Source organism: Hyphomicrobium denitrificans 1NES1 (genome assembly GCF_000230975.2).
Taxonomy (GTDB): Bacteria; Pseudomonadota; Alphaproteobacteria; order Rhizobiales; family Hyphomicrobiaceae; genus Hyphomicrobium_B; species Hyphomicrobium_B denitrificans_A.
The window spans coordinates 2,757,903-2,784,886 of the sequence record NC_021172.1 but is presented as its reverse complement, the minus strand read 5'-3'; the positions used below and the strand labels follow the sequence as shown (position 1 = coordinate 2,784,886).

The following is a 26,984-nucleotide window of genomic DNA, read 5'->3' as shown; positions in this document are numbered from 1 at the left end:
CCTGATGTCGAAAGACCAAAAGGCCGCCAAACCGAGCGCCGCGGGGGCGCCCGGCGCCGATGCGGCGGGCCGCGACTGGAGCAAGACCCTGTTTCTGCCGCAGACGGATTTTCCGATGCGTGCCGGATTGCCGGAGCTTGAGCCAAAGCTCCTGAAGCGCTGGGCGGAGATCGGTCTTTACGAAAAGCTGCGCGCCGACTCGAAAGGTCGCGTAAAATTCACGCTGCACGACGGCCCGCCGTATGCCAACGGCAACATCCACATCGGTCACGCGCTGAACAAGATCCTGAAGGACCTCGTCGTCAAATCGCAGCAGATGCTTGGCCATGATTCGAACTACGTGCCGGGCTGGGATTGCCACGGCCTGCCGATCGAATGGAAGATCGAGGAGCAGTATCGCGCCAAGGGAAAAGAGAAGCCGAACTTCCTCGATCCCGTGGCGATCAATGCCTTCCGCGACGAATGCCGCAAGTTCGCAGCACAGTGGCTCGACGTGCAGCGCGAGGAGTTCAAGCGTCTCGGCGTCATCGGCGACTGGGCGCATCCCTATTCGACGATGGCCTACAACGCCGAGGCAATCATCGCGCGCGAGCTGATGAAGTTTGCCGCGACCGGTCAGCTCTATCGTGGCTCGAAGCCCGTGATGTGGTCGGTCGTTGAGAAGACGGCGCTTGCCGAAGCCGAGGTCGAGTACCAGGACCACCAGTCCGACATGATCTGGGTGAAGTTTCCGGTGAAGCCGTTGCCGGTCAACGAGGAGCCTGCGGAAAAGGACATTCCGCCAGAGCTTCATCCCGAGCTGACGCCGGAAAATCTGGTCGGCGCCTCCGTCGTCATCTGGACGACGACGCCGTGGACGATCCCTGGCAACCGCGCCATCAGCTTTTCTTCGCGTATCGCCTATGGGCTCTACGAGGTCACGGCTGCGCCCGAAGGCAACTGGGCGAAGAAAGGCGATCGCTACATTTTGGCCGACAAGCTCGCCGCCGACGTGATGAAGGCCGCAAAGGTCGAAGCCTTTGAAAAACGTTGGAGCGTGAACGCGTTCGAGCTTCGCCATCTCGTTTGCAAGCATCCGCTGCGCGATCTTGGCTACACATTCGATGTGCCGCTGCTCGACGGCGACCACGTCACCGACGACACCGGAACGGGCTTCGTGCACACGGCCCCCGGTCATGGCGCAGACGACTACAACATCTGGATCGCCAACCAGAGAAAGCTTCGCGACCGCGGAATCGATACGGAAATCCCGTTCACTGTCGACGCCGACGGTGTGCTGACGAAGGCCGCGCCGGGCTTCGAAGGCAAGCGCGTGCTCAAAGAGAGCGGCGACAAAGGCGACGCCAACGACGCGGTCATCAAGGCGCTTGCGGAAGCGGGCCACATCATCGCGCGTGGACGCCTGAAGCATCAGTACCCGCACTCGTGGCGCTCGAAGAAGCCTGTCATCTTCCGCAACACGCCGCAGTGGTTCATCAGCATGGACCGCGCTCTTTCTCTGTCCCTCTCCCCGTCCTCGCGGGGAGAGGGACAGAGTGAGGGGCAGAAATATGCATCGGTGCAAATGGCCGCCCCTCACCCCAGCCCTTTCCCCGCACACGGGGAGAGGGGGCTCGGACACAATTCTCCGACCCTGCGCCAGATTGCGCTCGACGAAATCAAGCGCGTCGAGTGGGTGCCCGCTGCAGGGGAGAACCGCATCACCGGCATGATCGAGAACCGGCCCGATTGGGTCGTGTCGCGCCAGCGCGCCTGGGGCGTACCGATCACCGTTTTCCGCAACGTCGAAACGGATCAGGTCATCCCCGGCCCGGACTTCGATAAGTCGGACGAACTCGCCGCGCGCATTGAAAAAGCGTTCGCCGAAAAAGGCGCCGACGTCTGGTTCGAAAAAGGCGCGAAGGAACGCTTCCTGAAAGGCCTCGTGCCCGACAAGGACTTGGCCAAGTGGGAGCAGGTCAAGGACGTGCTCGACGTCTGGTTTGACTCAGGTTCGACCCACGCCTTCACGCTCGAAGACCCGGCCGCGTTCCCGGGCTTCAAAGGCTTGCGCCGCAAGCGCGACGGCGGGCAGGATCGCGTCATGTATCTCGAAGGCTCCGACCAGCACCGCGGCTGGTTCCATTCTTCGCTGCTCGAGTCCTGCGGCACGCGCGGCGAAGCCCCTTACGACGTCGTGCTGACTCATGGCTTCGTTCTCGACGAGAAGGGGCAGAAGATGTCGAAGTCCTTGGGCAACGTCGTGGCGCCGCAGGACGTGATCGCGAAGTCCGGCGCCGACATTCTGCGTCTTTGGGTAGCGGCTTCAGATTATTCCGACGACCTACGCATCGGCCAAGAAATCCTGAAGACGTTTTCCGAGACCTACCGCAAGCTCAGGAACACGCTTCGTTGGATGCTGGGTGCGCTCGCGCACTTCAAGCCCGGCGATGCGGTTGCATTCAAGGACATGAAGCCGTTCGAGCTTGAACGCCTGATGCTGCACCGGCTCGCCGAACTCGATCACGAGATCCGGAAAGCCTACGAGACGTATGACTATCGCAAGATCGTCGGCCTGCTCGCGCAATTCATGAATACCGAGCTTTCCGCATTCTACTTCGATATCCGCAAGGATGCGCTCTACTGCGAGTCGCCTTCGAGCTTGAAGCGCAAGGCGGCGTTGACCGTCATCGACAAGCTTTGCGACGCGTTGCTCAAATGGCTGGCGCCGATCCTGTCGTTCACGGCGGAGGAAGCCTGGCTGCAATATCGCCCGAACGACAGCGAGAGTATCCATCTGCTGCCATTTCCGAAAATCCCGCGCGAATGGCGCGACGACAATCTCGCCGCCAAGTGGGACCGCGTGAAGGAAGTCCGGAGTGTCGTGACCGGCGCGCTCGAGATCGAACGCGCCAACAAGAAGATCGGCTCGTCTCTCGAAGCGGCTCCCGAGGTCTACGTCACCGATCCCGATCTGATGTCGGGCCTAGAAGGCGTCGACATGGCCGAGGTCTGCATCACGTCGGATATTGCGATCTCGGATAAAGCCGCCCCAGCCGGAGCTTTCACGCTGCCGAACGAGGAAGGCGTCGCGGTCGTCGTCAAACGCGCGGAGGGCAAGAAATGCGCGCGCTCATGGCGCATCACGAAAGATGTGGGCTCGGATCCCGCTTACCCCGATCTTTCCGCGCGCGACGCCGCTGCCATTCGCGAAATCGACGCACAGGCAGTGGCGTAATGGCGTCCGTCCTCACGCCACCCCGAGCCCCTCCCCGTCAAGGGGAGGGGAATTGGTTATGCCACGCCCCCGCTCGCGGAGAGGGTAATTGGCTTCTTCCCCCTCTCTCTCGCGGGGAGGGGAATGTGCGCGGTGGTGGTTGCGCTCCAACTTTCCTCCTCTTCCATCGCGGGAAGGATTCGGTGGTGGGGTCCATGCCGTCCGACAATTTTTCCTGGGCCATCACTAGAGCACTCTCTTACCAAGGGAGAGTTCTAGCTAAATGCGATCATGTGCAACTTAGACAGAGACGCTCACCACTTTCCCCCCTCCCCCTCGCGGGGAGGGGTCGGGGGCGGGGGGATCGCACCCTGCGTGATCGCGTGTTTTGCCGAAATCGTCGGACGGACATTGCGCAGGCTGAGCCATTCTGGAGAAGCGGCTTAGTCTTTCACCCCACCCCTAACCCCTCACCGTCGAGGGGAGGGGAATATTGCGCCGATCATTCGGGAGCAGCATCATGAACATCGAGTCTGCTCCGCAATCGCAGCGTCGAAGTTTTCTCTGGGGCCGGACGGCGCCGCTGGCCCTCGCGTTCATCGTCGCGACAGTCGCCGTCGACCAGTTTCACAAGTGGTGGATGCTCTCGGTTTACGACATTGGAAGCAAAGGCCGTGTCCGGATCTTCCCGTTCTTTGACATCACCTACGTGAAAAACATCGGCATCAGCTATTCGCTGTTCGATCAGGAAAGCCTGCTTGGCCAATACCTCCTGACGGCATTCGCCGTGTTTGCGAGCTTCTGTCTCTGGCTTTGGCTCAATCGCTCGGGCGCCAGCCGTCTGATGGCGATCGCCCTTGGACTGATCATCGGAGGCGCCATCGGCAACGCGATCGACCGACTGCGTCTCGGCGGCGTCGCGGACTTCTTCTCGCTGCATGCCTATGGATATTACTGGTATGTCTTCAACGTCGCCGACATGGCAATCGTTGCTGGCGTTCTGGTCCTGTTGTATGAGTCATTCTGGGGCGAGTCGCATTAGCGCCGTAAATGTCGGGATACTGCCGCATATTAGGGTGTCGCGGCGGCTGGGGTACGGGGATCTGTATGCCTTTGAAATCATACGCAAAAGCATTGCTGCTTGTGCCTTTCGGCGCGGCTGTGCTTGCGGTTTCGGGCTGCGGGTACGATGGCGTACAGCTGAACGGCAAGATCTTCGACGTCGTCGGCTTGAACGACACCTCCGCGCCGAAAGAGCCGAAATTGGCCGCCCGTCAGCCACTTGTGGTGCCACCGGGGCTGGATTCCCTGCCTCCGCCCGGAAGCGGCAAGCCCAATCAGCCTGCTCTGGCAGTACAGGACGTCGACGCCAAGAAAGGCGTTTCGAAGGCTGAGCTTCAAAGGCAGCAGGACGCCTACTGCAAGGTCAACTACGAAGACGCGAAAGCAAGAGGCGACTCAACCGCCGACTCTGCATCGGGTCCGCTGGGCTCGTGCCACCCGTCGATCTTGACGGGCGTCCAGAAGTGGATGGCCTCGGGTAATGGGAACGAGGGCGACGACGACACACAGACGCAATAGCGTCGGCGCGCCGCTATCGGAAATTTCTCAGTCTGAATGAAAAACCTTGATTGATCCGCGTCTTGCTCACGCGAGATGAACGCCTTGTCATTTGACTTTTATGCGGCCCATCGCGCTCATTGGCCCGGCTTTGCGCGCTGTTGTTTCATCTTCCGGACGGCACTTCGCAAAAAGTTGTCCCCATGTGTGGGGACTTCGCTATCATCCGAAAAAGGTAGGCAACTCGCTTGACGTTGCTTACCGTCGAAGGACCCACGATATGCGTCTTGTGACGTTCACCCGGTTCCGCTTCTTAACCATTCTGGCGCTTTCCATGCTCGCATTGACACCTGAAGCCTTCGCCGTCGACACCGCCACCCGTGCGACCGGGTTCAAGCTCGCCAATGGCATGGATGTCGTCGTCATTCCCGACCATCGCTCGCCGGTCGTGACGCACATGGTCTGGTATCGTGTGGGCTCTGCCGATGAGGTGCGCGGCAAGTCGGGTATCGCGCATTTTCTCGAGCATCTGATGTTCAAGTCGACCGACAAGATCCCGGTCGGCGAGTTTTCGAAAATCGTGAGCCGACTCGGCGGCCAGGACAACGCCTTCACCGGCCATGACACGACGGCCTACTTCCAGCACGTCGCCAAGGATCGTCTCGGCAAGATGATGGAGATGGAAGCCGACCGCATGGTCAACCTCCGTCTCGACGAAAAAGAGGTGCTGACGGAGCGGAACGTCATCCTGGAAGAGCGCCGCTCGCGCATCGACAACAATCCCTCCGCGCTGCTCGACGAGCAGATGAACGCGGCGCTGTATCTGAATGATCCCTACGGTACGCCGGTCATCGGCTGGTATCACGAAATGCAGCAGCTTTCGCGTCAGGATGCTCTGACGTTCTATAAGCACTACTATGCGCCGAATAACGCCATCCTGATCGTATCGGGCGACGTCACGCCCGACGAGGTCAAGACGCTCGCCGAGCAGACTTACGGCAAAATACCGACCAACCCCGACGTTACCACCGTCCGCCATCGCCCGAGCGAGCCGCCGCCGATCGCAGCCCGCCGCCTGGAGCTGAAAGACCCGCGTGCCGGCAATTATTCGATGCAGCGCTACTACCTTACGCCGAGCTACGTTACGGCGAAGCCCGGCGAAGCCGAAGCTCTCGATCTGCTGATGAAGATCGCTGGCTCGGGCACGACCAGCCGCATCTATAAGAAGCTCGTCGTCGAATCGAAGCTCGCGACAAGCGCCGGCGGCGATTATTCCGGTTCCAGTCTCGACAGCGGCACCATTTCGCTTTACGCGGTTGCTGCCGATGGCGTCCCGCTGCCGAAGGTCGAAGCCGCAATCGACGATGTTATCGCCGACGTCGTAAAGAACGGCGTGACCGAAGCGGAGCTCGCGCGTGCAAAGCGCAGTTATCTCGCAGACTACATTTACGAGAGCGACAATCAGGCGACTTTAGCGCGCCGTTATGGATGGAACCTCGCGATCGGTCGCACTGTCGCCGACGTCGAGGGTTGGCCCGCAGCCATTTCCAAGGTGACGGCAGATGACGTGAAGAAGGTCGCGGGCGAATACTTCAATCTCAAGGCGTCGGTGACGGGCTATCTGATACCCGATCAAAGCGGCGTCGCGCAGGCGGAAGACGTGCCTCCTCCCTCCGCAAATAGCGAATTGAGGTGATTTCGATGCAGACCCTCTCTCGTGAGACTGCTACGGTCGTTCGCGCCGTGGCACGCCACAACATCGCTGTAGCTTTGGCGATGTTGACGTCCTTCGCGTTTCTATCCTTCAGTCGTCCGGCAGCAGCAATGAACATTCAGCAGATCACATCGCCGGGCGGCATCCATGCCTGGCTCGTCGAAGAGCACAGCGTCCCCCTCATTTCGCTGAGATACGCCTTCGATGGCGGTAACAGCCAGGACCCCGAGGGCAAGGCGGGCGTCGCGAATTTCATCACCGCGATGATGGACGAAGGCGCCGGCAATCTGACGTCGGAAGAGTATCAGGAGCGTATGGAAGATATCTCCATGCGCATGAGGTACGACGATACGAAGGACTCGCTTTACGGCTCGTTCGAGACGTTGACCGCCAATCGCGATAAGGCCGCTGAGCTTCTGAAACTTTCGGTGCAGAAACCACGCTTCGACGACGATGCCGTCGAACGTATCCGACAGCAGCTGATAGCCAATATCATTTATGCCGATAAGGACCCGAGCAAGGTCGCGATGCGCGAATGGTATGCGCAAGCTTTCGCAGGTCATCCTTACGCGCGCCCTTCGAGCGGCACTGTGGAAACCGTCTCGAAAATAAAACGCGACGATCTCGTCGCCTACCACAAGCGCATCTTTGCGCGGGATAACCTGAAGGTCGTCGCTGTCGGCGACATCTCGCCCGCTGAGCTTGGAAAGCTCATCGACGATGTGTTCGGAGGGCTCCCCGCCAAGGCCGATCTTTTCCCGGTCGCCAAGGTGCAGCCGCTGACGGGTGGCAGCCAGTGCGTTGTCGAGATGGGCGTTCCTCAGTCGGTCGCTGTTTTCGGCCTCGGCGCCATGCCGCGCAAAGACCCGGACTTCATGGCTGCTTTCGTCGTCAACCACATCCTCGGCGGCGGCGGTTTTTCCGCCAAGCTGATGGAGGAGGTGCGCGAGAAGCGCGGTCTTGCCTATTCGGTCTACACCTACATTCAGCCCGACAGATACACCTCGATCCTCGTCGGCAGCGTTGCCACCAAGAACGCGTCGATGGGGGATAGCCTCAACATCATCCGCAACGAGATGAAGAAGATGGCCGAGAACGGACCGACGGAAGCCGATCTCAATGCCGCCAAATCGTATCTCACCGGCTCCTATGCGCTACGCTTCGACACGAACTCCAAGATTGCGTCGCAGCTCTTGGGGTTGATGCAGGAGGGTTTCGGTCCGGACTATGTCGAGAACCGTAATAAGATGATCGACGCGGTGACGCTGGCGGATGCCAAACGCGTCGCGGCGCGTCTCCTGAAACCTGATGATCTCATCGTCACGGTCGTCGGCAAACCGGACGGGATGAAGTCGGAGATTCCGGCAGCTCAAAGTCGCGTCGCAGCGCCGACACGCGGCTGAATTAAGGCGCCGCCGAAGAATTTGGTGGGCCTTTCGCGCTCTTGGCCGCGCGTCTGAAATGGGCTACGCGGGAACCCGTTTTTCAGTCGGGAGCGTTTGTAGCGCCATGCGGGACGGGCAACACGACGGAAGTAAATTCCACCAGAGCATCGGCGGATGTCTCGAAGCGACGATCGGTGAACACGGCCTCGCGCCGTCTGCTTATGCTTCGTGGTTGTCGCGCATCGTGCCGCACGTCGCGGCGTTGAAAGACGATTATCGCAATAGCCGTCTGGCGCTGCTGCGCGTCGCTGAGGAAACGGCCGACATCGATGCCGCTGAAGCGGCGCTTGCGCATCTGAGTGAAGGCGCAAAGACGCTCGTCTTTTTCGGCACAGGCGGATCGAGCCTCGGCGGCCAGACGCTGGCACAACTGGCGGGCTGGAAAATTCCGGGTACCGCAACCGAGGATCAGAAGTCGCGGCCACGCACGCGATTCTACGATAATCTCGATGGCGAAACGCTCGCGGGCGTTCTGAATACGCCGGACCTTGCCGAGATGCGCTTCATCGTGACGTCGAAATCGGGCGGCACCGCCGAGACATTGGCGCAAGCGATCGCCACGCTTTCGGCGGTGAAGGCGGCTGGTCTCGAAGCGCAGATCCCGAAGCTTTTTCTCGGTATCACGGAGCCCGAGAAGTCCGGCAAGGCAAATGGCCTCCGGACACTCTTTGCGCAATTCGGCATTCCCATGCTCGAGCATCATACGGGCGTCGGCGGCCGCTTTTCCTGTCTGACCAACGTCGGCCTGATGCCCGCGATGGCGCGCGGCATCGACGTGCGAGCGATCCGTGCCGGAGCGAAATCCGTTGTCGATGCGCTTCTCGCATCGGACAGCGCGGAAGATTTCGCGCCCGCCGTCGGTGCCACGATGGCCGTCGCGCTGTCGAAGGAAAAAGGCATCAAGACGCTTGTGATGATGCCTTACGCGGATCGTCTCAGCCGTCTCGCCGCCTGGTTCGTGCAACTCTGGGCGGAAAGCCTCGGTAAGGGCGGCGAGGGCACGACCCCGATCGGCGCGCTCGGGCCGCTCGACCAGCACAGCCAGTTGCAGCTTTTCATGGATGGTCCGCGTGAGCACTACCTGACCATTATCCGCGTCGCGAGCGAAGGCGTCGGCCCGAAAGTCGATTCCGGTCTCGCCGAGCTCGCGGGAGCCGACATGCTCGGCGGCCACACCATCGGCGATATCGTTTCGGCTCAGTCCCATGCGCTTCCTGAAGCCCTTGCCCGCGCCGGCCGCCCGGTACGCACGATCGACCTTGCAAAACTCGATGAAAAAACGCTCGGCGCGCTGCTGATGCACTTTATGATCGAAACGATTCTCGCAGGCCGCCTGCTGGGCGTCGATCCGTTCGATCAGCCCGCCGTCGAGCTTGCGAAAGTCTTGACCAAGGAGCGCCTCGCCAAGGGCGCGTGATGCGCTTTTGAGACGAGGAGAGGTCGCCGTGGCGATCCGCCAGCTCAGCCCCGAAACGGTCAACCGCATCGCTGCGGGTGAGGTGATCGAGCGCCCGGCGAGCGTCGTCAAGGAACTCGTCGAGAACGCCATCGATTCCGGCGCCACCCAGATCGAAATCGTCATCACGGAAGGCGGGCTGTCGCTGATCCGCGTGACCGACGACGGTTCAGGCATGAGCGCGGACGATCTCGCGCTCGCAGTCGAGCGTCACGCAACCTCGAAGCTCGACGAAGAAGACCTTTTCGATATTCGCTCGCTCGGCTTTCGCGGAGAAGCATTGCCGTCGATCGGTTCGATTGCGGAATTGGAAATCCGGTCCCGCCTGCGCGAAGCCGATCAGGGATTTTCGATGCGCGTTGTTCGCGGCGCGAAGGAGAGCATCAAACCGGCGGCGGCCAACCCGGGAACTGTCGTCGAAGTCCGCGATCTTTTCTCCGCAACGCCCGCGCGCCTCAAATTCCTGAAGTCGGAGCGCGCCGAGACGATGGCCGTCACCGACGTGGTTCGCAGGCTCGCGATGGCGCACCCCGAGATCGGCTTCACACTGCAGACCGGCGAGAAGCGTCCTGTCGTCTATCCGCGCGGCGAGCGCTCGTCTTCGGCATGGCTTGAACGTATCGGTGCAATCATGGGCCGCGAGTTCATGGCAGATGCGCTCGAAGTCTCGGGCGGCGGCAGCGGTGCGCTGGGGCCGATGCGCGTTTTCGGGTTCATCGGCCTGCCGACGCTGCACAGGCCCGACAGCATGCAGCAGTTTCTGTTCGTCAACGGCCGCTCGGTGAAGGACAAGCTGCTGATCGGCGCGGTCCGCGCCGCGTACGGCGATTTGATCCCGCGCGGACGCTCGCCGCTGCTGGCGATTTTTCTCGACGTCGCCCCGCCCGACGTCGATGTGAACGTGCACCCGGCGAAAGCGGAAGTCCGGTTTCGCGACGCGGGTCGCGTGCGAGGGCTGATGATCGGCGCAATGCGCCAGGCGTTGGAAGCCGCGGGCCATCGGGCTTCTGCGCAAGGCGGCGTGCTGACGGTCGAGAGCTTTTCGGCTGGCGTGCTTCCGAGTGTTACGCCCGCGTTGGCGTCTGAGCCGCTTGGTTTCGCAGAGTCCGGCCCGGGCCCGGCTACGTTCGCGGCCGTCGATACGCCAAGCGCCGACATGCGCGTGCCTGACGAAAGCAGGGTCGAGCAATCGATCGACAAGCCGCTCGGCGCCGTCCGGGCTCAAGTGCATGAGAACTACATCGTGGCGCAGACGCGCGACGGCCTCGTCATTGTCGATCAGCACGCCGCGCACGAGCGGCTGGTTTACGAGAAGCTCAAAGCTGCGCTCGTGAATGGTGGGGTCGCGACGCAAGGACTGCTCATCCCGGCGATCGTCATACTCGACCCCGACGACGCCGAGCTATTGCAAAACCGCGCCGCCGAACTGGCCGAGCTTGGGCTGGTCCTCGAAGCCTTCGGAGAAGGCGCCGTCGCCGTTCGAGAGACGCCCGCGCTGCTCGGCGATACCGACATTGACGGGCTGGTGAAGGATCTTGCCGCCGAGCTTCGCGCTGACGGAACGGCGCGTGCATTGAAAGACCGCTTGGAGGCGGTCGCGTCGCGCATGGCGTGTCACGGAAGCGTGCGCTCGGGACGGCGTTTGACCGTTGAGGAAATGAACGCGCTACTGCGCCAGATGGAAGCGACGCCCTATTCCGGCCAGTGCAACCACGGCCGTCCGACCTACGTCGCGCTCAAGCTATCCGACATCGAACGGCTGTTCGGAAGACGCTAACTCATGTTGTCATGTCGTGTGGGTAGCCTCTCTGTTCCCAAACGTCATGGCCGGGCTTGACCCGGCCATCCAGGAACACACGCGAGAGAACATCGCCTCGTAACCCTGGATGGCCGCCTCGGAGGGCGGTCATGGAGTTGAGAGGGGATACGGCTGATCAAGCCTGACACGCTCGTTCGGAAGGCGCTAGGTGCTTGCGGCCGGCTTCGCGGAGCACAGCCACAAGCGTCAATTCATCAGTGATCGTCGCCGTCGTTGGCGCTTTCGGCATTAAGCTGGCCGTAATTCTCAACGCCGATCTTGTTCAGAAGATCGAGCTGCGTTTCAAGGAAGTCGATGTGGCCTTCCTCGTCTTTGAGAAGATCCTCAAAGAGCATCATCGTGACGTAGTCGCCGTGATCGCGGCAGATCTCACGCGATTTCTTGTAATGATCGCGGGCGATGTTCTCGCCCTTCAGGTCGCATTCGAGAACTTCCTTGATGTTCTCGCCGATCATCAGCGGCGCAACGTGCTGCAGGTTGGGGTGCCCCTCGAGGAAGATGATGCGATCAATGAGCCGGTCGGCGTGATGCATCTCCTCGATTGACTCTTTCCGCTCCTTTTTTGCGAGCTTCTTGTATCCCCAGTTGTCCAGGAGGCGGAAATGCAACCAATATTGGTTGACGGCGCCAAGCTCGAGCTTCAATGCCTCGTTGAGACGGGTGATAACGTCTTTGTTGCCCTTCATGCGCCGCTCCAAACCGAAATATGCCACTGCTCTGGCCTAAACCAGAAACATTCTAAACTAGGTAGCCATGTGATTGGAATAGAAAAAACCGTCCGCTGCGGACTGCGCCTCAGCCTGCGGGAATTTCCGGATTTTTCTGCCCTATGCGGCGCGCATCGAAGAGGGCTTGCGGTTGGCGTAGGCATCATTGAGGCGGCGTTCGCGGCGCTCGCGGCGCTCTTCGATGCGAATGAGCTTGGCGCGGGCTTCAGCGAGCGCGAACGGGCAAACACGAGTGCTTTGCGCCAGCCGGTCCATCGCAGCGTAGATCGTTGCTACGGCCACGGGCGCGCAGCGGCAGCAGTTCATTTTTTTGTTGAGATGGCGAAAAACCACGCCGGGCGTCGGCAAAAGCCCCGGGCTCGCGCTCATAATTTCCGAGACGGCAATCTCGATATCTCTATCGGAGATAACGGCGCACGAGCAAATAATCACGTTCGGCTCCAATCAATCGGGGTTCAAGGCCCCGGCATCGGATACCCGCGAGGGTAAATCAGATGTTAGTTGCGCGAAAAAGTATACTTTAGTCAAGTCACCTTTTTCTAATGTCGACATAGTACGAAAAACCGCCAAATCAAAGCAATCCGGACGAAATCTCCATGCTGATATTACGCGGCGGGGATGCAAGGATGTCGCAGTTACCGTATGTTCGATCATGGCCGATTGGGCGCGAACGCTGGATGATCGAAACCGTATTGATTTCATTGAGGGACTCGCCGTCTGAAGATTGTGGGCGTGTGCTACCGGCCTGCATGAAAGACGTCCGTTCGCCAGGCAGGCGCCCTCAATTCCGACCCGGCAACTCGGAAAGGCCCGCGTCGCTGTGACCTTTCCCGCCGCCGCCCGCGACATCGAAACCAGCCGCCTTGGCCCCGTCGTCACGATTGGCGTCCTGTTTTTCATCTTCGGATTTGTAACGTGGCTGAACGGGCCGCTGATCACATTCGTCAAGCTCGCATTCGACCTTGACGATGTGAACGCCTTCCTCGTGCCGATGGCGTTCTATCTTTCGTACTTCTTCCTGGCGCTGCCATCGTCTGCCGTATTGCGTTGGACGGGCATGAAGAAGGGCATCGCGCTCGGGCTTTTCATCATGGCCGCCGGCGCAGTCGCCTTTGGTCATTTCACGACCGCGCGGCAATATCCGGGCACGCTCACCGGCCTCTTCGTGATCGGCGCCGGACTGTCGCTGCTGCAGACGGCATCCAATCCTTACGTCTGCATCCTGGGGCCAAGCGAAAGCGCTGCGCGGCGCATCGCGTTCATGGGCATTTGCAACAAGTTCGCGGGTTTCCTGGCGCCGCTCGTATTCGGCGCGCTTGTCCTGCAGGGCCTCGATCATTTCGATGCGCGGGTCAAAGCTGCGGCGACGCCGGCGGCGCGCGAGGCGCTGCTCGATGCTTTCGCCGCGCAAGTTCATGGACCTTACATGATCATGGCGGTGCTGCTTGCGGCGCTGGCTGGTTGGATTGCTTGGTCAAGGTTGCCGGATGTTCGGGCCAAAAGCGCAGAAGGCGGCGTAACGGATGGCTACGCGGAAGCTCGGCGCATCTTCAGCTTTCCGCATCTCTGGCTCGGTGTGCTTTGCCTGTTCCTCTACGTCGGCCTCGAGGTGATGGCGGGCGACGCCATCGGCATCTATGGCGCCGGCTTCGATCTGCCCCTCGATGCGGCACGGCTGTTCACGTCCTATACCCTGTTCGCGATGCTCGTCGGCTACGTCGGCGGTCTGTTGTTGATCCCGAGGTTCGTATCTCAGCAGGCCTACCTCGCAATCTCCGCAGCGCTCGGCGTCGTGCTGACGACCGGCGCATATCTCACGAGCGGCTACGTCTCCGTGGGCTTCATCGCCAGCCTCGGCTTTGCCAACGCAATGATGTGGCCCGCAATTTTCCCGCTGGCGATCAGGGATCTCGGCCGCCACACCGAAACTGGCTCGGCGCTGCTGATCATGGGAGTCGTCGGTGGTGCATTGATGCCCTACGCCTTCGCCCTGCTGAAGCAGCACATCGACTTCCAGCTCGCTTATCTGGTCCTCGCCGTGCCGAGCTATCTCTACGTTCTGTATTACGGACTAAGAGGCCACAGCTGGGTGGCGTCCGCTTTGCGCGTTTGAGCGTGCAGCATCCGCGATTACGCGGGCGCGCTTGCCGCTGGCGCATTCACGACTCTCGGCTGATACGTGCGGCGTTCGCCGGGCTCAACCGTTCGCTTGAGATACGACGTGATCGTCCGCGCGACGGGCGACGCGAAAAGAATGTTGCGGTGGCCGAGTCCGTTGAAGGAATGGAGTTCCATGTCCGGTACGCCTGCAACGATCTCCTCTGCGCAACGAAACGGCACGTCGATGTCATCCGGTGCGTGAATGACGAGACCACCAACACCGCTCGCCGGAAGGAGTTTCACAGCCGCAAAACAATCGAGCGTCCGTCCGCCGATACGTTCAAGCCGATGCTCGAAGGCCCGGCGGCCGGCATCATTTAGCCCCCAGTACCGGGCGAAATGGTCTGTGATGTCCGAAAGATGATTGGGGCTCGCGATCAGGGCGATGTGCTTCGTCGTGAGTTTTCCTGGCATGGGCGCGTGGCCCTCCGAGGCCACGAGCGCGATCAGCCCACCGAACGAATGCGTAACGAGCGCGTGGACGGGCCCGAGCTGCTCGCCAACTGAAACGGTCGCACGAGCGCAGTCGATTAGGTTTGTCGAGCGGCCGCTGCTCAGGCCATGCGCAGGCAAGTCGAATAATCCAACGCGGAAGCCGTTTCGCCGGATGGCTTCGGCGATTGCCGTTATGAACGAGGATTCGCCCGTCCATCCGTGCACGATGAGGACGATACCGGGAGCGATTTGCTGGTCGGGTTCGAAGACATACGTTTGGACTTCGCCGACAGGCGTTTCGATCCGTCGCCACTGCGCATTGCGCAGATGGTAGCGGGCACGTTCGGCAAGCTGACGATGGTTCGGCGCGCGCCGCTCGGAAATCGACGGCGTGCAGAAAACGCGGAATGCAGCGTCTCCCGCGACAGCGGAGGGAAGTCCGTTGAAGCGCCTTTCAGCCCAGATTTCGCTCGGCAGCCAAACCATGGCACATCATCCGATCACACCCTAAATTCCGCAAGCGACATAGAGATGGTTCGGAAATGGTTTGTTTGCGATAGGTCAAACGGATAAGCTAAATTTAACCAGTTGTGACAGCGCATTGTTAAATGCCGCATGCATACCGCGCGGCGAGTCACACCGGCATTTGCGCCCGCGGTGGAATTACCCGAACTGCAAGAACCTGACTTCCGTCTCGCCCCAGCTCCGCGCGTCGATCTGTTCCAGGCGCGGCGGCAGCGCGATAGGTGCTCCGGCTTTTTCTTCAAGAACGCAAACCGCGCCGGACTTCAGCCAGTTCCCTTCTGCAAGGCATGCAAGCGCTTTTTCGCCAAGCCCCTTGCCGTAGGGCGGATCGAGAAATGCGAGCCCATAAGGTTCCATGTTTCCGGCCGGCCCGAGGTCCGTCGCGTCGCGGCGGAAAATGCGTGTTTCGCCGGTAAGGCCGAGAGCTTCGACGTTGCGCCGGACCAGCGCGCGTGCTTCCGCGGCTTCTTCGACGAAAAGGCAGAAGGCCGCACCGCGCGACAATGCTTCGATTCCGAGCGCACCCGTTCCGGCGAAGAGATCGATGACGCGCACCTTGTCGAGTGTGAAATTTTCGATGCCGTGCATCAGGATATTGAACACGCTTTCGCGCACGCGGTCCGATGTCGGACGAATGCTCATATCTTCCGGAGCGGCGAGTGCGCGCCCGCGAAATCTTCCGGCAACGATCCTCATGCGTCGCCGCTCCCGCTCGCCGCTTTGCCGCGCGCGTGGCGTTCTTTGCGCTCGGCTTGGCTTTCGGAAAGTCCAAGGCTCGCGGCGGCCTTTGGCCCGAGTTGCGCGACGAGCACGCGGCGGCGCACGGCTTCGACGGCCCCAGGCCCGAGGTCGAGGAGCTGGAACGGTCCGAACGAAACACGGATCAGACGGTTCACGACAAGCCCGAGGTGTGCGAGCACGTTGCGCACCTCGCGGTTCTTGCCTTCGCGGATCGAGATCGAGAGCCACGAATTTGCACCCTGTACGCTGTCGACCGCAGCTTCGACCGGTCCGTAGCGAACTCCGTCGATCTCGACGCCGTCCTTGAGCTTGGCGAGATCGACGGGCGTGACACGGCCCTTGGCGCGGACCCGGTAGCGCCGTACCCAGCCGTTCGCGGGAAGCTCCAGATGCCGCGCCAAAGCACCGTCGTTTGTCAGCAGCAACAGTCCTTCGGTATTGAAGTCGAGACGGCCGACGGAAATCACGCGTGGCATCTCGGGCGGCAGCTTTTCGAAGACGGTCGGACGCCCCTGTGGGTCCGAATGGGTGGTGACGACGCCCTTCGGCTTGTGATAGCGCCAGAGCTGCGGCGTTCCTGCTGCCGGCAGCGGCTTGCCGTCGACGATGACTTTGTCGCCAGGGCCCACCTCGCATGCCGGCGTCTTGAGCAGCTTGCCGTTGACGCTGACGCGGCCGTCGGCGATCCAACGTTCGGCCTCGCGGCGTGAGCATAGCCCGGCGCGCGCCATCGCCTTGGCGATGCGCATGGGGCCGTCGCGCGGCTCGGCAGCAGTGGAGTGTATGGGTTTGGGCATCTCGGTGATTTCGATTTGAGCGAAGAACGCGAGCTTATGACATCGACCGGCCCGCGAAGCCATATGCCGCTTGCGCTCGACGAGGCGCAGGCAGCGGCGTCGCGCGGCGAGGTGCCGGTGGGCGCGGTCATCGTGTCGCCCGCAGGCGACGTCCTTGCCGTCGCCGGAAACCGGACGCGCGAGCTGAACGACCCGACGGCGCATGCCGAAATGCTGGCAATCCGCGCCGCCTGCACGGCTTTGGGTGATGAGCGCCTCGTCGATTGCGATCTCTACGTCACGCTGGAGCCGTGCCCGATGTGCGCCGCCGCTATCTCCTTCGCGCGCATCCGGCGGCTTTACTACGGGGCCAACGATCCGAAAGGCGGTGGCGTCGAGCACGGAGCCCGCATTTTCAGCCAGCCGACCTGCCACCATGTGCCCGAAGTCTACTCTGGCCTTGCCGAAGCCGAAGCCGGTGCGCTGCTCAAAACCTTCTTTGCCGCCCGCCGCGAAGGGTGAACGACTCTTCCCTCTCCCCATGCCTCTGCGCTTGGCATGGGGAGAGGGTTAGGGTGAGGGGCGGCCGCTAGTTCGTTTATTGCTGCCCCTCACCCCGACCCTCTCCCCCGTAAGGACGGGGAGAGGGAGCAGTCCCTACTGCTGCCTCCGATCCTTACGAGCCCGCGAAAGTAAGCCACGGCGTTTCCGCTTCGGCGCTTCGATGATGCCGCTCGGCGGGGCATCCGGCGCCTTCAACTCCGGCAATGTTTCGACCGAAAGCACGCGCGTCAATTGCTGCTTCAGTTTCTCCTTGGCAGGCGCGGCCGCTTCCAGAATTGCATCGAATTTCAGAAAGTCGAGCACCTGATAGTGGCTCGTCCCGGCGCTGATCAGAATATCAGGCTGCGCCGATTTCAGCTTTTCCTTGATGATCGTGCGCTCGAACAGGAACGCGCTGGAGAACAGCGCCTCGAATGCCGTTGGATCGGGACGCTTCGAATTGGGCACCGGCACGCCCGAGACGTCAATTGCGACGACGATATCCGCTTCCCCCATGACGAGATCGAACGGCAACGGGTTCGTCAATCCGCCGTCGATCAGCGCTCGCCCGCCATCCATGACGGGCTGGAAGATGACAGGCAGCGCCATGCTCGCTGCGACGGCTGTCCGCAATGGACCTTCCGTGAAGACCTTCGGCTCCTGGTAGTAGAAATCGGACGCGACGATCTTGATCGGAATTTCGCATGCGGCGAGATCGCTTTTCACACTCTTCGGCAGAATGACGTCGAGCACCGTAATCGGATCGAGAATGGCGTTGCGCCGCCCGACGACGCCGACGAGCCGCGAAAAAGGCTGCGCCGTCGCTATGAAAAGATCGCGGATCAGGCCGAAACGCTGGGCCAGGATGTATCGCGTATGATCGCGCAGGTCCTTACCCGATAGCCCCGACGCATATACTGCGCCATAGAGCGCCCCGATCGAGGTACCCGCAATGATGCTGGGGCGGATGCCGAGTTCGTCGAACGCTTCGAGCATCGCGATATGTGCGAGCCCGCGTGCACCGCCGCCTCCGAGCGCCAGGCCGATCCTCGGCGTGCGATTAAATTGTTTCCCGTGAATCGGCAGGGCTGCGGATGTTCCGGCGGTCATAGGCTTATCCATCCGATGTCCGCTCCAACGAAGGTTTCCCGCTATAACTTACTCTTGTCTTTGCAGAGCCCGCCAGCCGATGTCCTTGCGATAGAAACCGCCCGGCCAATCGATCTTCGCGATGGCGGCGTAAGCGGCGTCGCGCGCTTCGGCGACGGTCCGGCCACGACCGGTTACGTTTAGCACGCGACCGCCGTCGGCAAGAAGGCGCTCGCCGTCTCGGCGCGTTCCGGCATGGAAGATCTCCACGTTGGGGACGAGCTTGGCGGCTTCAAGGCATTTGATCTCGGTGCCTTTAACGGGAGTACCCGGATAGCCATTAGCGGCCAGGACGACTGTCAACGCGGCATCGTCGCTCCAGCGCAGATCGAAGTCTTTGAGAACGCAGTCCGCCGTCGCGAGAAGCGCAGCAAGCAGATCCGATCTGAGCCGCATCATAAGAACCTGCGTCTCGGGATCGCCGAAGCGCACGTTGTATTCGATGAGCTTCGGTCCCGAGCCCGTTATCATTAGCCCCGCGAACAGCACGCCTTTGAATGGCGTGCCGCGTTTGGCCATGGTGTTGACGGTCGGCATGACGATCTCGCGCATCACACGGTCCGTAATGTCCTGCGTCATGACCGGAGCAGGAGAGTACGCGCCCATGCCGCCCGTATTGGGGCCGGTATCACCGTCGCCGACGCGCTTGTGATCCTGTGCCGACGCAAGCGGCAGTGCAGCTGTGCCGTCGCAAAGCGCAAAGAAGCTCGCTTCCTCGCCCTCAAGAAATTCCTCGATAACGACTTCGCTCCCAGCCGCGCCGAAAGTGCCCGAGAAGCAGGCATCGACAGCGGCTTCCGCTTCGGCGCGCATCGTTGCAATCACCACGCCCTTTCCGGCTGCAAGTCCGTCGGCCTTGATGACGATCGGCAAACTTTGCGAGGCGAGATAGGCTTTCGCGGCCCCAACATCGGCAAAACGCCCATATGCCGCTGTCGGAATATTGGCTTCGCGACAAAGGTCCTTGGTGAAGCCCTTCGAGCCTTCGAGTTGCGCCGCCGCTTTCGTCGGTCCGAAATAGCGGACGCCGGCTTCGCCGAGCGCATCGCCCAGCCCCGCAACAAGCGGCGCCTCCGGGCCGATCATAACAAGTCCTATTTTATTATCCCTGCAGAATCGAATGACCGCATCGTGATCGGCCGAATCGAGCCGAACGCACTCGGCGACCTCTGCAATCCCAGCATTTCCAGGAGCACAAAAGAGCTTGCCGAGCAAAGGGCTGGCGCTCAAAGCCCAGGCAAGCGCGTGTTCCCGGCCGCCCGAGCCGATAAGTAAAACGTTCATCAGGTCGCCCTGTTGCAATTTGGGCCCTGGTGTATCATCGAACCGGAAACAGACAAGACGGCAGACAATTGAATTCGACACCCTCCGCCAGCGATGCCCGCCCCGGCGCCAATGCGCCGGAATTTACGGTTTCCGAGCTTTCGGGCGCCATCAAACGTGCTCTTGAAGACGGATTCGGCTATGTCCGGTTGCGTGGCGAGATTTCCGGTTACCGCGGACCGCACGCGTCCGGCCATTGCTATTTCGCGCTGAAGGATGACCGGGCGAAGATCGAGGCCGTCATCTGGAAGGGCACATACGGACGGCTGCGCTTCAAGCCCGAGGAGGGCATGGAGGTCGTCGCCCAAGGTAAGATTACGACCTTCCCGGGCTCGTCCAAGTACCAGATCGTCATCGAGCAGCTCGAGCCTGCAGGCGCTGGCGCGCTAATGGCACTGCTCGAAGAGCGAAAACGCAAGTTCGCAGCCGAGGGCCTGTTCGACGAAGCGCGCAAGAAGCCGCGTCCGTTCCTGCCCAAGGTCGTTGGCATCGTGACGTCGCCGACCGGCGCCGTCATCCGCGACATGCTGCACGGCTTCAACGAGCGCTTTCCGACGTGCGTGCTGTTGTGGCCGGCGCGCGTACAAGGCGAAGGTAGCGCCGCCGAGGTCGCCGCCGCCATACGCGGCTTCAATGCACTCGAAGCAGGCGGAAAAATTCCGCGGCCCGACGTGCTGATCGTGGCGCGTGGCGGCGGCAGTCTCGAAGACCTTTGGAGCTTCAACGAGGAGATCGTCGTGCGTGCGGCCGCCGAGAGCCGCATCCCGCTGATCTCCGCCGTCGGCCATGAGACGGACTGGACACTGATCGATCTCGTGGCGGACGCGCGCGCCCCAACGCCGACGAAAGCCGCCGAGTGGGTGGTGCCGAAATACTCCGAGCTGATCGAAACGCTCGAAAAATTTCAGATGCGCAAGCGGACGGCCGTTCGCCGCGTCCTTTCTGACATCAGAACGCATCTCAAGGCGTCGTCCCGCGGCCTGCCGAAGCTGCAGGACCTTATCGCCCTGCCGCGCCAAAGGTTCGACGCCGTAGATCGTCGCCTGTCGCGCGCGTTGCTCGCCAACACCCGCGCCCACGGGACCCGGCTGGCGCGCATCAGCGGCCGCCTGAGCCCGGCGCCGATTGTTCAGAAGCATTCCAGATGTCGCGAAAGACTTGACGCGTTGGAACGGCGTGCCGGGCAGGCGCTGCTCAATCGCGTGGCCGTGCGTCGCAGGGACTTTGATGGTAAAAGAGCGTTGCTCAAATCCTTGGGCTACCAGAGCGTATTGTCTCGAGGCTTTGCGCTGGTCCGCGATGAAACCGGTGTAATGGTACGGCAGGCGCGATCCGTTTCGGCTGGAGCGGCGCTCACCGTTCAGTTTTCGGATGGCCGGATCGGGGTTGTTGCGGACGGCAAGCCGATACCTGACGCAGGCGGGGCGGAGCAGTCCGGCGCAAAGGCGCCGCGTCAAAAGAACCGGACCCGCGGAGGACAGGGCTCTCTTTTTTAATTCGCCTGAAGTAAGCTAAAAGACTATGCACGCCGAATTGACCGAACCCGTCCGCGGAATGCATCCGCTGATTATGAAATTATGAATTGTCGAAATCGCACATCGGTACAGAATGAATCGTATTGAGAAATTCTTCGGCGTCCGCAGCGAGGCAAAGCTCCGTTATCTGGATGGTGAGTTCGAGGTGCTGTCACCTGGCGAGTTCGTGCGCTGCGCCGTAACCGGTCAGCCGATCTCGCTCGCCGATCTGCGCTATTGGAGCGTCGACGCCCAGGAGGCCTACGCGTCGGCAGAAATTTCCGTGAAGCGCTATCTTGAACTCAAGGCGCAAGGAGAGATCGAGTCCTAAATCTTGATTGCTTCGCGGATCTTCATTTTGAGGATCGCGAGATCGTCGCCCTCAATCACTGTTTCGATCTTGAGCGCGGTCGAGCGGTTGCGAAGCTCCGCGCCCGCGCCCGTCGCGCCTGACAATCGCGCCAAGTCCTTTTCCGTCGTCACGAGATCGGCGCTCGTCCGTCGCGCCGTATCGACAAGATCGCGCGCTTCGCTTTCGCTGAAAGCATGATGATCGGCAAACGCGCGCCGCTCGACCATCGTTGCGCCGAGACTTTCGAGCATAGAGAAAAAGCGTTCCGGATTGACGATGCCGGCGTAGGCAACGACACGGCGTCCGCGCAACCGCACAGCGCCCTCCGAGGCGTGTGTCTTTGCTGAAAGAAGCGGCACCTGCGTGAGCGTGCGTAAAGAGTGTCGTAACGCATGGCTGGACTGACTCGCTTGCCCGGTCACGAGGATCGCATTCGCGAGGCCGATCTGCGCGGCAAGCGGTGCCCGCAATGGCCCCGCCGGGATCACGCGGCCATTTCCAAACCCGCGATCTCCGGAGACGACCGCAAGGGTAAGATTTTTCGCGAGCGAAGGATTTTGCAGTCCGTCGTCCATAATGATGACCGTGTTAGCGGGCGCGGTTGCCTCGATGAATTGAGCGCCCTTGCGGCGATCCCGCGAAACGACGGTCGGCGCACGACGTGCGAGCAGCAGCGGCTCATCGCTGACGTCGACGCTGCCATGCACGGCGGCATCGACCCGAACCGGACCCGGCATCCGTCCACCGTATCCGCGAGACAGGAACCACGGCTCGCGTCCTTCGTCGGAAACAAGTCGCGCCACGAGCAACGCCAGCGGCGTCTTGCCTGATCCGCCGACGGTGAAGTTTCCGACGCAGATGACCGGCAGGCGCGAGTGGTACGAAGGTTTTTTGCCAAGTCGCGCGGCAGCCACGCTCCCGACAAGGCGTCCAACGGGAGAGAGAAACACCGCTTGCCAATGCGATCCGGTGCCGTACCACCATCGAGGTTCTCGGCCGGGCAAGGGTCACACCTTCTGCTTTTCGAGAAGCGGCTGCACTGCGCCGAGAGTTTTCTCAAGCGCACCGCTCAGTGATTTGAGCGCACGGTCTGCGCCCGATCGCATGAGTTCGGCGGCCTGTTGGTCGACGTGCAGCTTGGTGACGTGGCGCGCGATGTCGTCGGACGATCGCACTTCGATAGCGCCGCCTTCGCGAATGAGCGAGCGATAGGCATCTTTGAAATTGTGCGTGTAGGGCCCGGTCAACACGCAGGCTCCGAGGCGGACAGCTTCGATAGGATTCTGACCTCCGTGCTCGATCAGCGAACCGCCGACCAGGGCAATTTTCGAGATCGCGTAAAAAGTCCCAAGCTCCCCGATCGTATCGGCAATGTAGATTTCGGTTTCGGCGGCAGGATCGGGCGATCGGCTGCGCAATTGAGTTTTGAGTCCGAGGCTGCCGAGCGACGCCGCGAGACCGCCGCCCCGCTCGGGATGACGCGGTACGATGATCGTCAGCAATCCCTCGATGTCACGGCGCATCAGGGAATGCGCTGCCGCGATGATGGCGTCTTCGCCAGGATGCGTACTGGCGGCCAGGAAGACGGGGCGCCGTCCAATGGCGGCTCTTAGCGCCGCTTCTGCAGCAGCGTCGACATGCGGCGGCGGAGAATCGATCTTGAGGTTTCCTGCCGTGATGACGTTTGGAGCGCCGAGGCGTTTGATCGCCCGTCCGATGGATTCGTTTTGCGTGAGAATTGCTGCAAAGCGCGAGAACAGCGGCCGCCCAAACCTGGCGAAGCGCCGCCAGCGATTGATGCTGCGCGGTGACATACGTGCATTGACGAGCACGAGGGGAATTCCACGGTCGGCCGCCCCGAGCACAAGGTTCGGCCAGATGTCGGATTCGGTGAAGATCGCGATCGTCGGCTTCCAATGGTCGAGAAAACGGGCGACGTACTGTGGAACATCGAGCGGCACATACTGATGGATCGCGCGTTCCGGAAGGCGGCGTGCAGCAACGTCCGCAGACGTTGTCGTACCGGTCGTCAGCAGAACGTGGATATGCGGATTGGCGGCAAGCATGCGCTCGATAAGCGGCAGCACGGCGTTCATCTCGCCAACGCTTGCCGCGTGCACCCAGACAAGCTGGCCCTCTGGGCGCGGCAGTCCCGCAAAACCAAGGCGCTCGCCGCGGCGGGGCGTATCTTCTTTGCCTTGCCGGCCACGCATGTTGAGTAAGATTGGCACGGCGGGACGCAGCAAGGACGTACCCGCACGATAGATCGTAAACATCGGGCCTGGCGCCGGCGGCGAGGCCGCGGCCAAAACGTCGAGAGGCATTGCTCGATTGATATCGCTACCCGCAAGTTCATACGCTCTGGTCGTCACAGCATTGAGCGTCGTCTCGAGTTCGAGCCTTTTTGATTCGAGCACTTCGGCGTCGGCGCCAGCCGGGACCTCGATAGGTTCGCCCGCGACGAACGCCAGCCGCGAATAAGGTAAATTGAATGTCAGGCGGCTCCAGGTATCGAAGGATGCGAAATGTTTCGATGCGACCGCCACGGGGATGATGGGCCGGCCCGACATCCTGCTGATTGCGATGATGCCGGCTCCGGCGATACGCGCGGGCCCGGGCGGAATGTCGGCGGTCATGACCAGCGAATGGCCGTCCGCAAGTGCGCTGAGGGACGCGCGTAATGCCGATGCGCCGCCTCGGTCGCGCCGCCTCGAACCGGCGCCCGCGCCACGGATTAATTGGACGCCCAGTGCGCGCATGGCCTCGCCGATGAGTTCCGCATCACCGTGTTTCGCGACCATCGCGGCGACTTTGACGTTCTCGGGTCGCAAGCCTGCGACCATCATGAACTGGCCGTGCCAGCAGGCAACGATACAAGGGTGCAGGTCTGCGAGCCTGTCCAGGATATCGGCCGGCTCATAAATCCTTTTGGACGTCCGGTCGACGAGTCTAATGAAGCTGGCAAGGGCGCTTCCGCCAAATCGCACAAGCGTCTTCTTGGTTTCGGCCATGCGGCGCGGCTGCCCCTTGCAATTCTGCGGCGAAAGCTCTTCGAGCCGAAATCGGCAGCCGTTCAAGCCTCTTGCGGGTCGTTGCTATAGCGAATAACTAGCAAGTTCAATCGAGAACGGCCGCGGCCTTCTGTGAACGAACAAATACGTGCACTCTTTCGCAGGAGCATACACCTGGTGCCGAAAATCGGTCATTCTGCCGGGCTCTGATGGCGAGCCTTCTCAAACAAGTGAAACGTGGACTGCGGCGCAGGAGCGGTGCGCTGTTAGAGAGTACCATGCGCTCGTCCCCGGGTTGGCTGAACTCCAGATTCGCCCCGGCTCTGTGTTATGCGGAGATGCTATTCGTAGACTACGGAATTGCTCGGGTCGCTTATAACAATCGGCATCGCATTTCCAAGGACGTCTGGCGTTCGGCGCAGCCGGCGCCGCATCATGTCGGTTGGCTGGCGCATCGTGGCGTCAAGACCATCGTCAACTTGCGCGGCGAGCAATCATTCGGGACGCGTTGGCTTGAACAGCAGGCGTGCGCACGCCACGGCATCACGCTCGTCGATCTGGCATTGAAATCGCGGGCTCCCCCGACGCGAGTGCAACTACGAGCAATGAGGGATCTGCTCAGGAGTGTCCAGTATCCGATTCTCGTGCACTGCAAGTCGGGAGCCGATCGCGCCGGACTTATGAGCGTGATCGTTCGACACGAACGCGACGGCGTGCCGATCGAGGAAGCCAGAAAACAGCTATCCTTGCGCTATGGTCATGTACGCAGCGCCGATACGGGCGTGCTCGATGCCGTGTTCCAGCGCTATCTCGAAGACAAGGCGAAGACGGGAGTGGAATTCTGGGATTGGGTCGAAACGTCTTACGATCCCGATCAGATTCGTCGATCGTTCAAGGCGCGCGGTTGGGCCAACAGATTGGTCGACAATCTTCTGCACCGCGAGTAGCGCCTGCAGCGTGATCGCACTTACGATGACGGAGTCGTCCGCTGTAGCGCTGCCAGTCCGTTCGGCTCGAGCAGGCGATGCAGGTGGACAATGAAATAGCGTATCATTGCATTGTCGACCGAACGCTGTGCGGCGCCCTTCCAGGCAGCATACGCCGATTGATAGTCCGGAAAGATGCCGATGACGTCGAGGCTGGTGAGGTCGCGAAATTCGTGGCTGTCGAGATCCTTGAGTTCGCCTCCGAAAACGAGATGCAGAAGCTGGGGCTGTTTATCCGGAGCAGACTTGTGTTTGGTCATGGGCGAACGTGGTGGTCCTGAAAGGGAGGGGCTGAATTCTGCAAAAAGCCCAAGCAATGCGCGGCGTCAATCGTGACGTGCGGATTTGATACATCGGGAAGTCCGATCTTTACGGTACGCTTTAAGCGTATCGGAACGGAATTCTGATAGAAAATCAGAAAATGCTGGAGAGCCGGCCGCTCGAAAAGACGACAGTGAGGCACAACGGCGCGGCGCGAAAGCTGGTCTTTCGCGCCGTTGTCGTGCGTGGCGTTTCGGCGACGTTCAACTGAGCCCGGCGAACCACGACAATGCCATGTCGGCAATCAGGCCGAGGAGCACCGCAATGCCGACCTCGCGATTGGACTTAAATCGCCGAAGGCAGTTGGCGGGATCGTTGATATCGAGCGTCGCGACCTGCCAGGACATCTGTAAAAAAACGAGCGTCACCGAAAGGAAGAAAACCAGGTGGGCGCCCGCCAGCGCCCCTGCCGTCAGCCACAGAATTCCGGCAAGACCATAGAAAGCGCCGACGAACGAAACCGTGTTCTCTCCGAAATGCAGGGCTGTCGATCCGAGCCCGAGAAGCGCGTCGTCCTCTTTGTCCTGATGCGCGTAAATCGTATCGTAGCCTACGGTCCAGAACACGCATCCCGCATAGAGCGCCACAGCTGGCCAATCGAGCGAGCCCTTCTCGGCCGCCCAGCCGACGAGCGCGCCCCAGTTGAACGCGAGCCCGAGAACGAATTGGGGATAGGATGTCACGCGCTTGGCGAACGGATAAACTGCGACGATAAGCAGCGAAGCGATGCCGAGCCACACGGTGAACCAGTCGAATTGAAGAAGAACGGCAAGCCCGACCAGTGCCGTGAGAGCGACGAATTTCAATGCGCCTCCAGGCGTCACCTGGCCGGATGGAATGGGGCGGCTTGCCGTGCGTTGCACTTGCGCGTCGATATAGCGGTCGACATAGTCGTTATAGGCGCAGCCCGATGCCCGCATGGCAAACGCGCCGATGGCGAAGAGCAGCAGGTAGCGAAAGTTCGGAAACGGCTCGCGCGAGGCAACCTGCGCAAGCGTTTGTGACCACCAGCACGGAAAAAGCAGAAGCCATGCCCCGATGGGCCGGTCGAACCGCCCGAGCCGAAGATAGGGCCGCCATGACAACGGCGCCCAGCGATCGACCCAATTGGACGGCGCTGCATCGGCAACGCGCGAATCGGAATTGGGGGAAACTTCGGCTCCCATAGTATGCTCGTTCTCCGACAGCCTGTTTCGACGCTATAGAGCCCAGCGGCACGGGGCAGCAAGG

The 26,984-nt window shown here is 61.2% G+C and carries 23 protein-coding genes; 12 read left to right on the top strand and 11 right to left on the bottom strand.

Annotated features, from left to right (window positions below; translation table 11 throughout):
* Positions 1 to 4: 4 nt before the first annotated feature.
* The 7 genes from ileS (at position 5) to mutL (ending at position 11,148) form a co-directional block, all read left to right on the top strand.
* Positions 5 to 3,217 carry an isoleucine--tRNA ligase gene (gene ileS, locus HYPDE_RS13335; RefSeq protein ID WP_041320491.1) on the top strand — a complete coding sequence of 1,071 codons (3,213 nt, stop codon included), beginning with the start codon at positions 5 to 7 and terminating at the stop codon, positions 3,215 to 3,217.
* Between the two features lie 499 nt (positions 3,218 to 3,716).
* Complete coding sequence (lspA, locus tag HYPDE_RS13330; RefSeq protein ID WP_041320490.1) at positions 3,717 to 4,238, top strand: signal peptidase II; 522 nt, start codon at positions 3,717 to 3,719, stop codon at positions 4,236 to 4,238.
* A 65-nt stretch (positions 4,239 to 4,303) separates the two neighbouring features.
* Positions 4,304 to 4,777 carry a hypothetical protein gene (locus HYPDE_RS13325; protein ID WP_015599011.1) on the top strand — a complete coding sequence of 158 codons (474 nt, stop codon included), beginning with the start codon at positions 4,304 to 4,306 and terminating at the stop codon, positions 4,775 to 4,777.
* A gap of 259 nt (positions 4,778 to 5,036) precedes the next feature.
* Entirely contained in the window at positions 5,037 to 6,452 is a 1,416-nt protein-coding gene (locus HYPDE_RS13320) for a M16 family metallopeptidase (RefSeq protein WP_081625127.1), read from the top strand.
* Between the two features lie 5 nt (positions 6,453 to 6,457).
* Positions 6,458 to 7,873 carry a M16 family metallopeptidase gene (locus tag HYPDE_RS13315; RefSeq protein WP_041321302.1) on the top strand — a complete coding sequence of 472 codons (1,416 nt, stop codon included), beginning with the start codon at positions 6,458 to 6,460 and terminating at the stop codon, positions 7,871 to 7,873.
* Positions 7,874 to 7,979: 106 nt separating this feature from the next.
* Positions 7,980 to 9,332: a hypothetical protein gene (locus tag HYPDE_RS13310; RefSeq protein ID WP_015599008.1), complete on the top strand. Its 1,353-nt coding sequence runs from the start codon at positions 7,980 to 7,982 to the stop codon at positions 9,330 to 9,332.
* Positions 9,333 to 9,360: 28 nt separating this feature from the next.
* Positions 9,361 to 11,148 carry a DNA mismatch repair endonuclease MutL gene (gene mutL, locus HYPDE_RS13305; protein WP_041320489.1) on the top strand — a complete coding sequence of 596 codons (1,788 nt, stop codon included), beginning with the start codon at positions 9,361 to 9,363 and terminating at the stop codon, positions 11,146 to 11,148.
* Positions 11,149 to 11,384: 236 nt separating this feature from the next.
* On the opposite strand, the gene bfr is transcribed toward mutL, so the two are convergent.
* Positions 11,385 to 11,876 (bottom strand): bacterioferritin, encoded by a 492-nt coding sequence (gene bfr / locus HYPDE_RS13300; RefSeq protein WP_015599006.1) that lies wholly within the window; start codon positions 11,874 to 11,876, stop codon positions 11,385 to 11,387.
* Between the two features lie 141 nt (positions 11,877 to 12,017).
* Entirely contained in the window at positions 12,018 to 12,350 is a 333-nt protein-coding gene (locus tag HYPDE_RS13295) for a (2Fe-2S)-binding protein (protein WP_041321300.1), read from the bottom strand.
* Positions 12,351 to 12,738: 388 nt separating this feature from the next.
* Between HYPDE_RS13295 and HYPDE_RS13290 the strand changes: the two genes are divergently transcribed.
* Positions 12,739 to 14,031, top strand: coding sequence for a sugar MFS transporter (locus tag HYPDE_RS13290; RefSeq protein WP_051112002.1), 1,293 nt, complete (start codon positions 12,739 to 12,741; stop codon positions 14,029 to 14,031).
* 17 nt (positions 14,032 to 14,048) lie between these two features.
* Here the strand turns inward: HYPDE_RS13290 and HYPDE_RS13285 are convergent, their stop codons facing one another.
* The 3 genes from HYPDE_RS13285 to HYPDE_RS13275 all read right to left on the bottom strand — a co-directional run bounded on the left by HYPDE_RS13285 (position 14,049) and on the right by HYPDE_RS13275 (position 16,576).
* Positions 14,049 to 14,999 (bottom strand): alpha/beta fold hydrolase, encoded by a 951-nt coding sequence (locus HYPDE_RS13285; RefSeq protein WP_015599003.1) that lies wholly within the window; start codon positions 14,997 to 14,999, stop codon positions 14,049 to 14,051.
* A 177-nt stretch (positions 15,000 to 15,176) separates the two neighbouring features.
* Complete coding sequence (gene rsmD / locus HYPDE_RS13280; RefSeq protein WP_015599002.1) at positions 15,177 to 15,734, bottom strand: 16S rRNA (guanine(966)-N(2))-methyltransferase RsmD; 558 nt, start codon at positions 15,732 to 15,734, stop codon at positions 15,177 to 15,179.
* Positions 15,731 to 16,576 carry a pseudouridine synthase gene (locus HYPDE_RS13275; RefSeq protein ID WP_244437650.1) on the bottom strand — a complete coding sequence of 282 codons (846 nt, stop codon included), beginning with the start codon at positions 16,574 to 16,576 and terminating at the stop codon, positions 15,731 to 15,733. The genes rsmD and HYPDE_RS13275 overlap by 4 nt, the downstream gene beginning before the upstream one ends.
* Before the next feature lie 36 nt (positions 16,577 to 16,612).
* Here HYPDE_RS13275 and HYPDE_RS13270 point away from each other — a divergent pair, with 36 nt between their 5' ends.
* Entirely contained in the window at positions 16,613 to 17,077 is a 465-nt protein-coding gene (locus HYPDE_RS13270; RefSeq protein WP_041321297.1) for a nucleoside deaminase, read from the top strand.
* 135 nt (positions 17,078 to 17,212) lie between these two features.
* Here the strand turns inward: HYPDE_RS13270 and HYPDE_RS13265 are convergent, their stop codons facing one another.
* Together HYPDE_RS13265 and purD are read right to left on the bottom strand one after the other, a co-directional pair.
* Entirely contained in the window at positions 17,213 to 18,220 is a 1,008-nt protein-coding gene (locus HYPDE_RS13265) for a patatin-like phospholipase family protein (RefSeq protein ID WP_015598999.1), read from the bottom strand.
* 36 nt (positions 18,221 to 18,256) lie between these two features.
* Positions 18,257 to 19,531 carry a phosphoribosylamine--glycine ligase gene (purD, locus tag HYPDE_RS13260; protein ID WP_015598998.1) on the bottom strand — a complete coding sequence of 425 codons (1,275 nt, stop codon included), beginning with the start codon at positions 19,529 to 19,531 and terminating at the stop codon, positions 18,257 to 18,259.
* Between the two features lie 68 nt (positions 19,532 to 19,599).
* Here purD and xseA point away from each other — a divergent pair, with 68 nt between their 5' ends.
* Together xseA and HYPDE_RS13250 are read left to right on the top strand one after the other, a co-directional pair.
* The gene (gene xseA, locus HYPDE_RS13255) at positions 19,600 to 21,066 is read left to right on the top strand and encodes an exodeoxyribonuclease VII large subunit (RefSeq protein WP_015598997.1); all 1,467 of its coding nucleotides are present in this window, start codon (positions 19,600 to 19,602) and stop codon (positions 21,064 to 21,066) included.
* A 112-nt stretch (positions 21,067 to 21,178) separates the two neighbouring features.
* Complete coding sequence (locus HYPDE_RS13250) at positions 21,179 to 21,415, top strand: DUF2093 domain-containing protein (protein ID WP_015598996.1); 237 nt, start codon at positions 21,179 to 21,181, stop codon at positions 21,413 to 21,415.
* Here the strand turns inward: HYPDE_RS13250 and lpxK are convergent.
* Positions 21,412 to 22,440: a tetraacyldisaccharide 4'-kinase gene (gene lpxK, locus HYPDE_RS13245; protein WP_015598995.1), complete on the bottom strand. Its 1,029-nt coding sequence runs from the start codon at positions 22,438 to 22,440 to the stop codon at positions 21,412 to 21,414. The genes HYPDE_RS13250 and lpxK overlap by 4 nt on opposite strands.
* 3 nt (positions 22,441 to 22,443) lie before the next feature.
* Complete coding sequence (locus HYPDE_RS13240) at positions 22,444 to 24,447, bottom strand: glycosyltransferase N-terminal domain-containing protein (RefSeq protein WP_041321295.1); 2,004 nt, start codon at positions 24,445 to 24,447, stop codon at positions 22,444 to 22,446.
* A gap of 278 nt (positions 24,448 to 24,725) precedes the next feature.
* Between HYPDE_RS13240 and HYPDE_RS13235 the strand changes: the two genes are divergently transcribed.
* Positions 24,726 to 25,394: a fused DSP-PTPase phosphatase/NAD kinase-like protein gene (locus tag HYPDE_RS13235; protein ID WP_015598993.1), complete on the top strand. Its 669-nt coding sequence runs from the start codon at positions 24,726 to 24,728 to the stop codon at positions 25,392 to 25,394.
* Between the two features lie 20 nt (positions 25,395 to 25,414).
* Here HYPDE_RS13235 and HYPDE_RS13230 read toward each other — a convergent pair whose 3' ends face one another.
* Positions 25,415 to 25,693, bottom strand: coding sequence for a DUF4170 domain-containing protein (locus tag HYPDE_RS13230; RefSeq protein ID WP_015598992.1), 279 nt, complete (start codon positions 25,691 to 25,693; stop codon positions 25,415 to 25,417).
* Positions 25,694 to 25,957: 264 nt separating this feature from the next.
* Complete coding sequence (gene ubiA / locus HYPDE_RS13225; protein ID WP_015598991.1) at positions 25,958 to 26,920, bottom strand: 4-hydroxybenzoate octaprenyltransferase; 963 nt, start codon at positions 26,918 to 26,920, stop codon at positions 25,958 to 25,960.
* Between the last annotated feature and the right edge of the window lie 64 nt (positions 26,921 to 26,984).

Coding starts and splice junctions, on each gene's coding strand:
- ileS (WP_041320491.1), top strand. CDS start 5: ATGTCGAAAGACCAAAAGGCCGCCAAACCGAGCGCCGCGGGGGCGCCC.
- lspA (WP_041320490.1), top strand. CDS start 3,717: ATGAACATCGAGTCTGCTCCGCAATCGCAGCGTCGAAGTTTTCTCTGG.
- HYPDE_RS13325 (WP_015599011.1), top strand. CDS start 4,304: ATGCCTTTGAAATCATACGCAAAAGCATTGCTGCTTGTGCCTTTCGGC.
- HYPDE_RS13320 (WP_081625127.1), top strand. CDS start 5,037: ATGCGTCTTGTGACGTTCACCCGGTTCCGCTTCTTAACCATTCTGGCG.
- HYPDE_RS13315 (WP_041321302.1), top strand. CDS start 6,458: ATGCAGACCCTCTCTCGTGAGACTGCTACGGTCGTTCGCGCCGTGGCA.
- HYPDE_RS13310 (WP_015599008.1), top strand. CDS start 7,980: ATGCGGGACGGGCAACACGACGGAAGTAAATTCCACCAGAGCATCGGC.
- bfr (WP_015599006.1), bottom strand. CDS start 11,876: ATGAAGGGCAACAAAGACGTTATCACCCGTCTCAACGAGGCATTGAAG.
- HYPDE_RS13285 (WP_015599003.1), bottom strand. CDS start 14,999: ATGGTTTGGCTGCCGAGCGAAATCTGGGCTGAAAGGCGCTTCAACGGA.
- rsmD (WP_015599002.1), bottom strand. CDS start 15,734: ATGAGGATCGTTGCCGGAAGATTTCGCGGGCGCGCACTCGCCGCTCCG.
- HYPDE_RS13275 (WP_244437650.1), bottom strand. CDS start 16,576: ATGCCCAAACCCATACACTCCACTGCTGCCGAGCCGCGCGACGGCCCC.
- HYPDE_RS13270 (WP_041321297.1), top strand. CDS start 16,613: ATGACATCGACCGGCCCGCGAAGCCATATGCCGCTTGCGCTCGACGAG.
- HYPDE_RS13265 (WP_015598999.1), bottom strand. CDS start 18,220: ATGGATAAGCCTATGACCGCCGGAACATCCGCAGCCCTGCCGATTCAC.
- purD (WP_015598998.1), bottom strand. CDS start 19,531: ATGAACGTTTTACTTATCGGCTCGGGCGGCCGGGAACACGCGCTTGCC.
- HYPDE_RS13250 (WP_015598996.1), top strand. CDS start 21,179: ATGAATCGTATTGAGAAATTCTTCGGCGTCCGCAGCGAGGCAAAGCTC.
- HYPDE_RS13240 (WP_041321295.1), bottom strand. CDS start 24,447: ATGGCCGAAACCAAGAAGACGCTTGTGCGATTTGGCGGAAGCGCCCTT.
- HYPDE_RS13235 (WP_015598993.1), top strand. CDS start 24,726: ATGCGCTCGTCCCCGGGTTGGCTGAACTCCAGATTCGCCCCGGCTCTG.
- HYPDE_RS13230 (WP_015598992.1), bottom strand. CDS start 25,693: ATGACCAAACACAAGTCTGCTCCGGATAAACAGCCCCAGCTTCTGCAT.
- ubiA (WP_015598991.1), bottom strand. CDS start 26,920: ATGGGAGCCGAAGTTTCCCCCAATTCCGATTCGCGCGTTGCCGATGCA.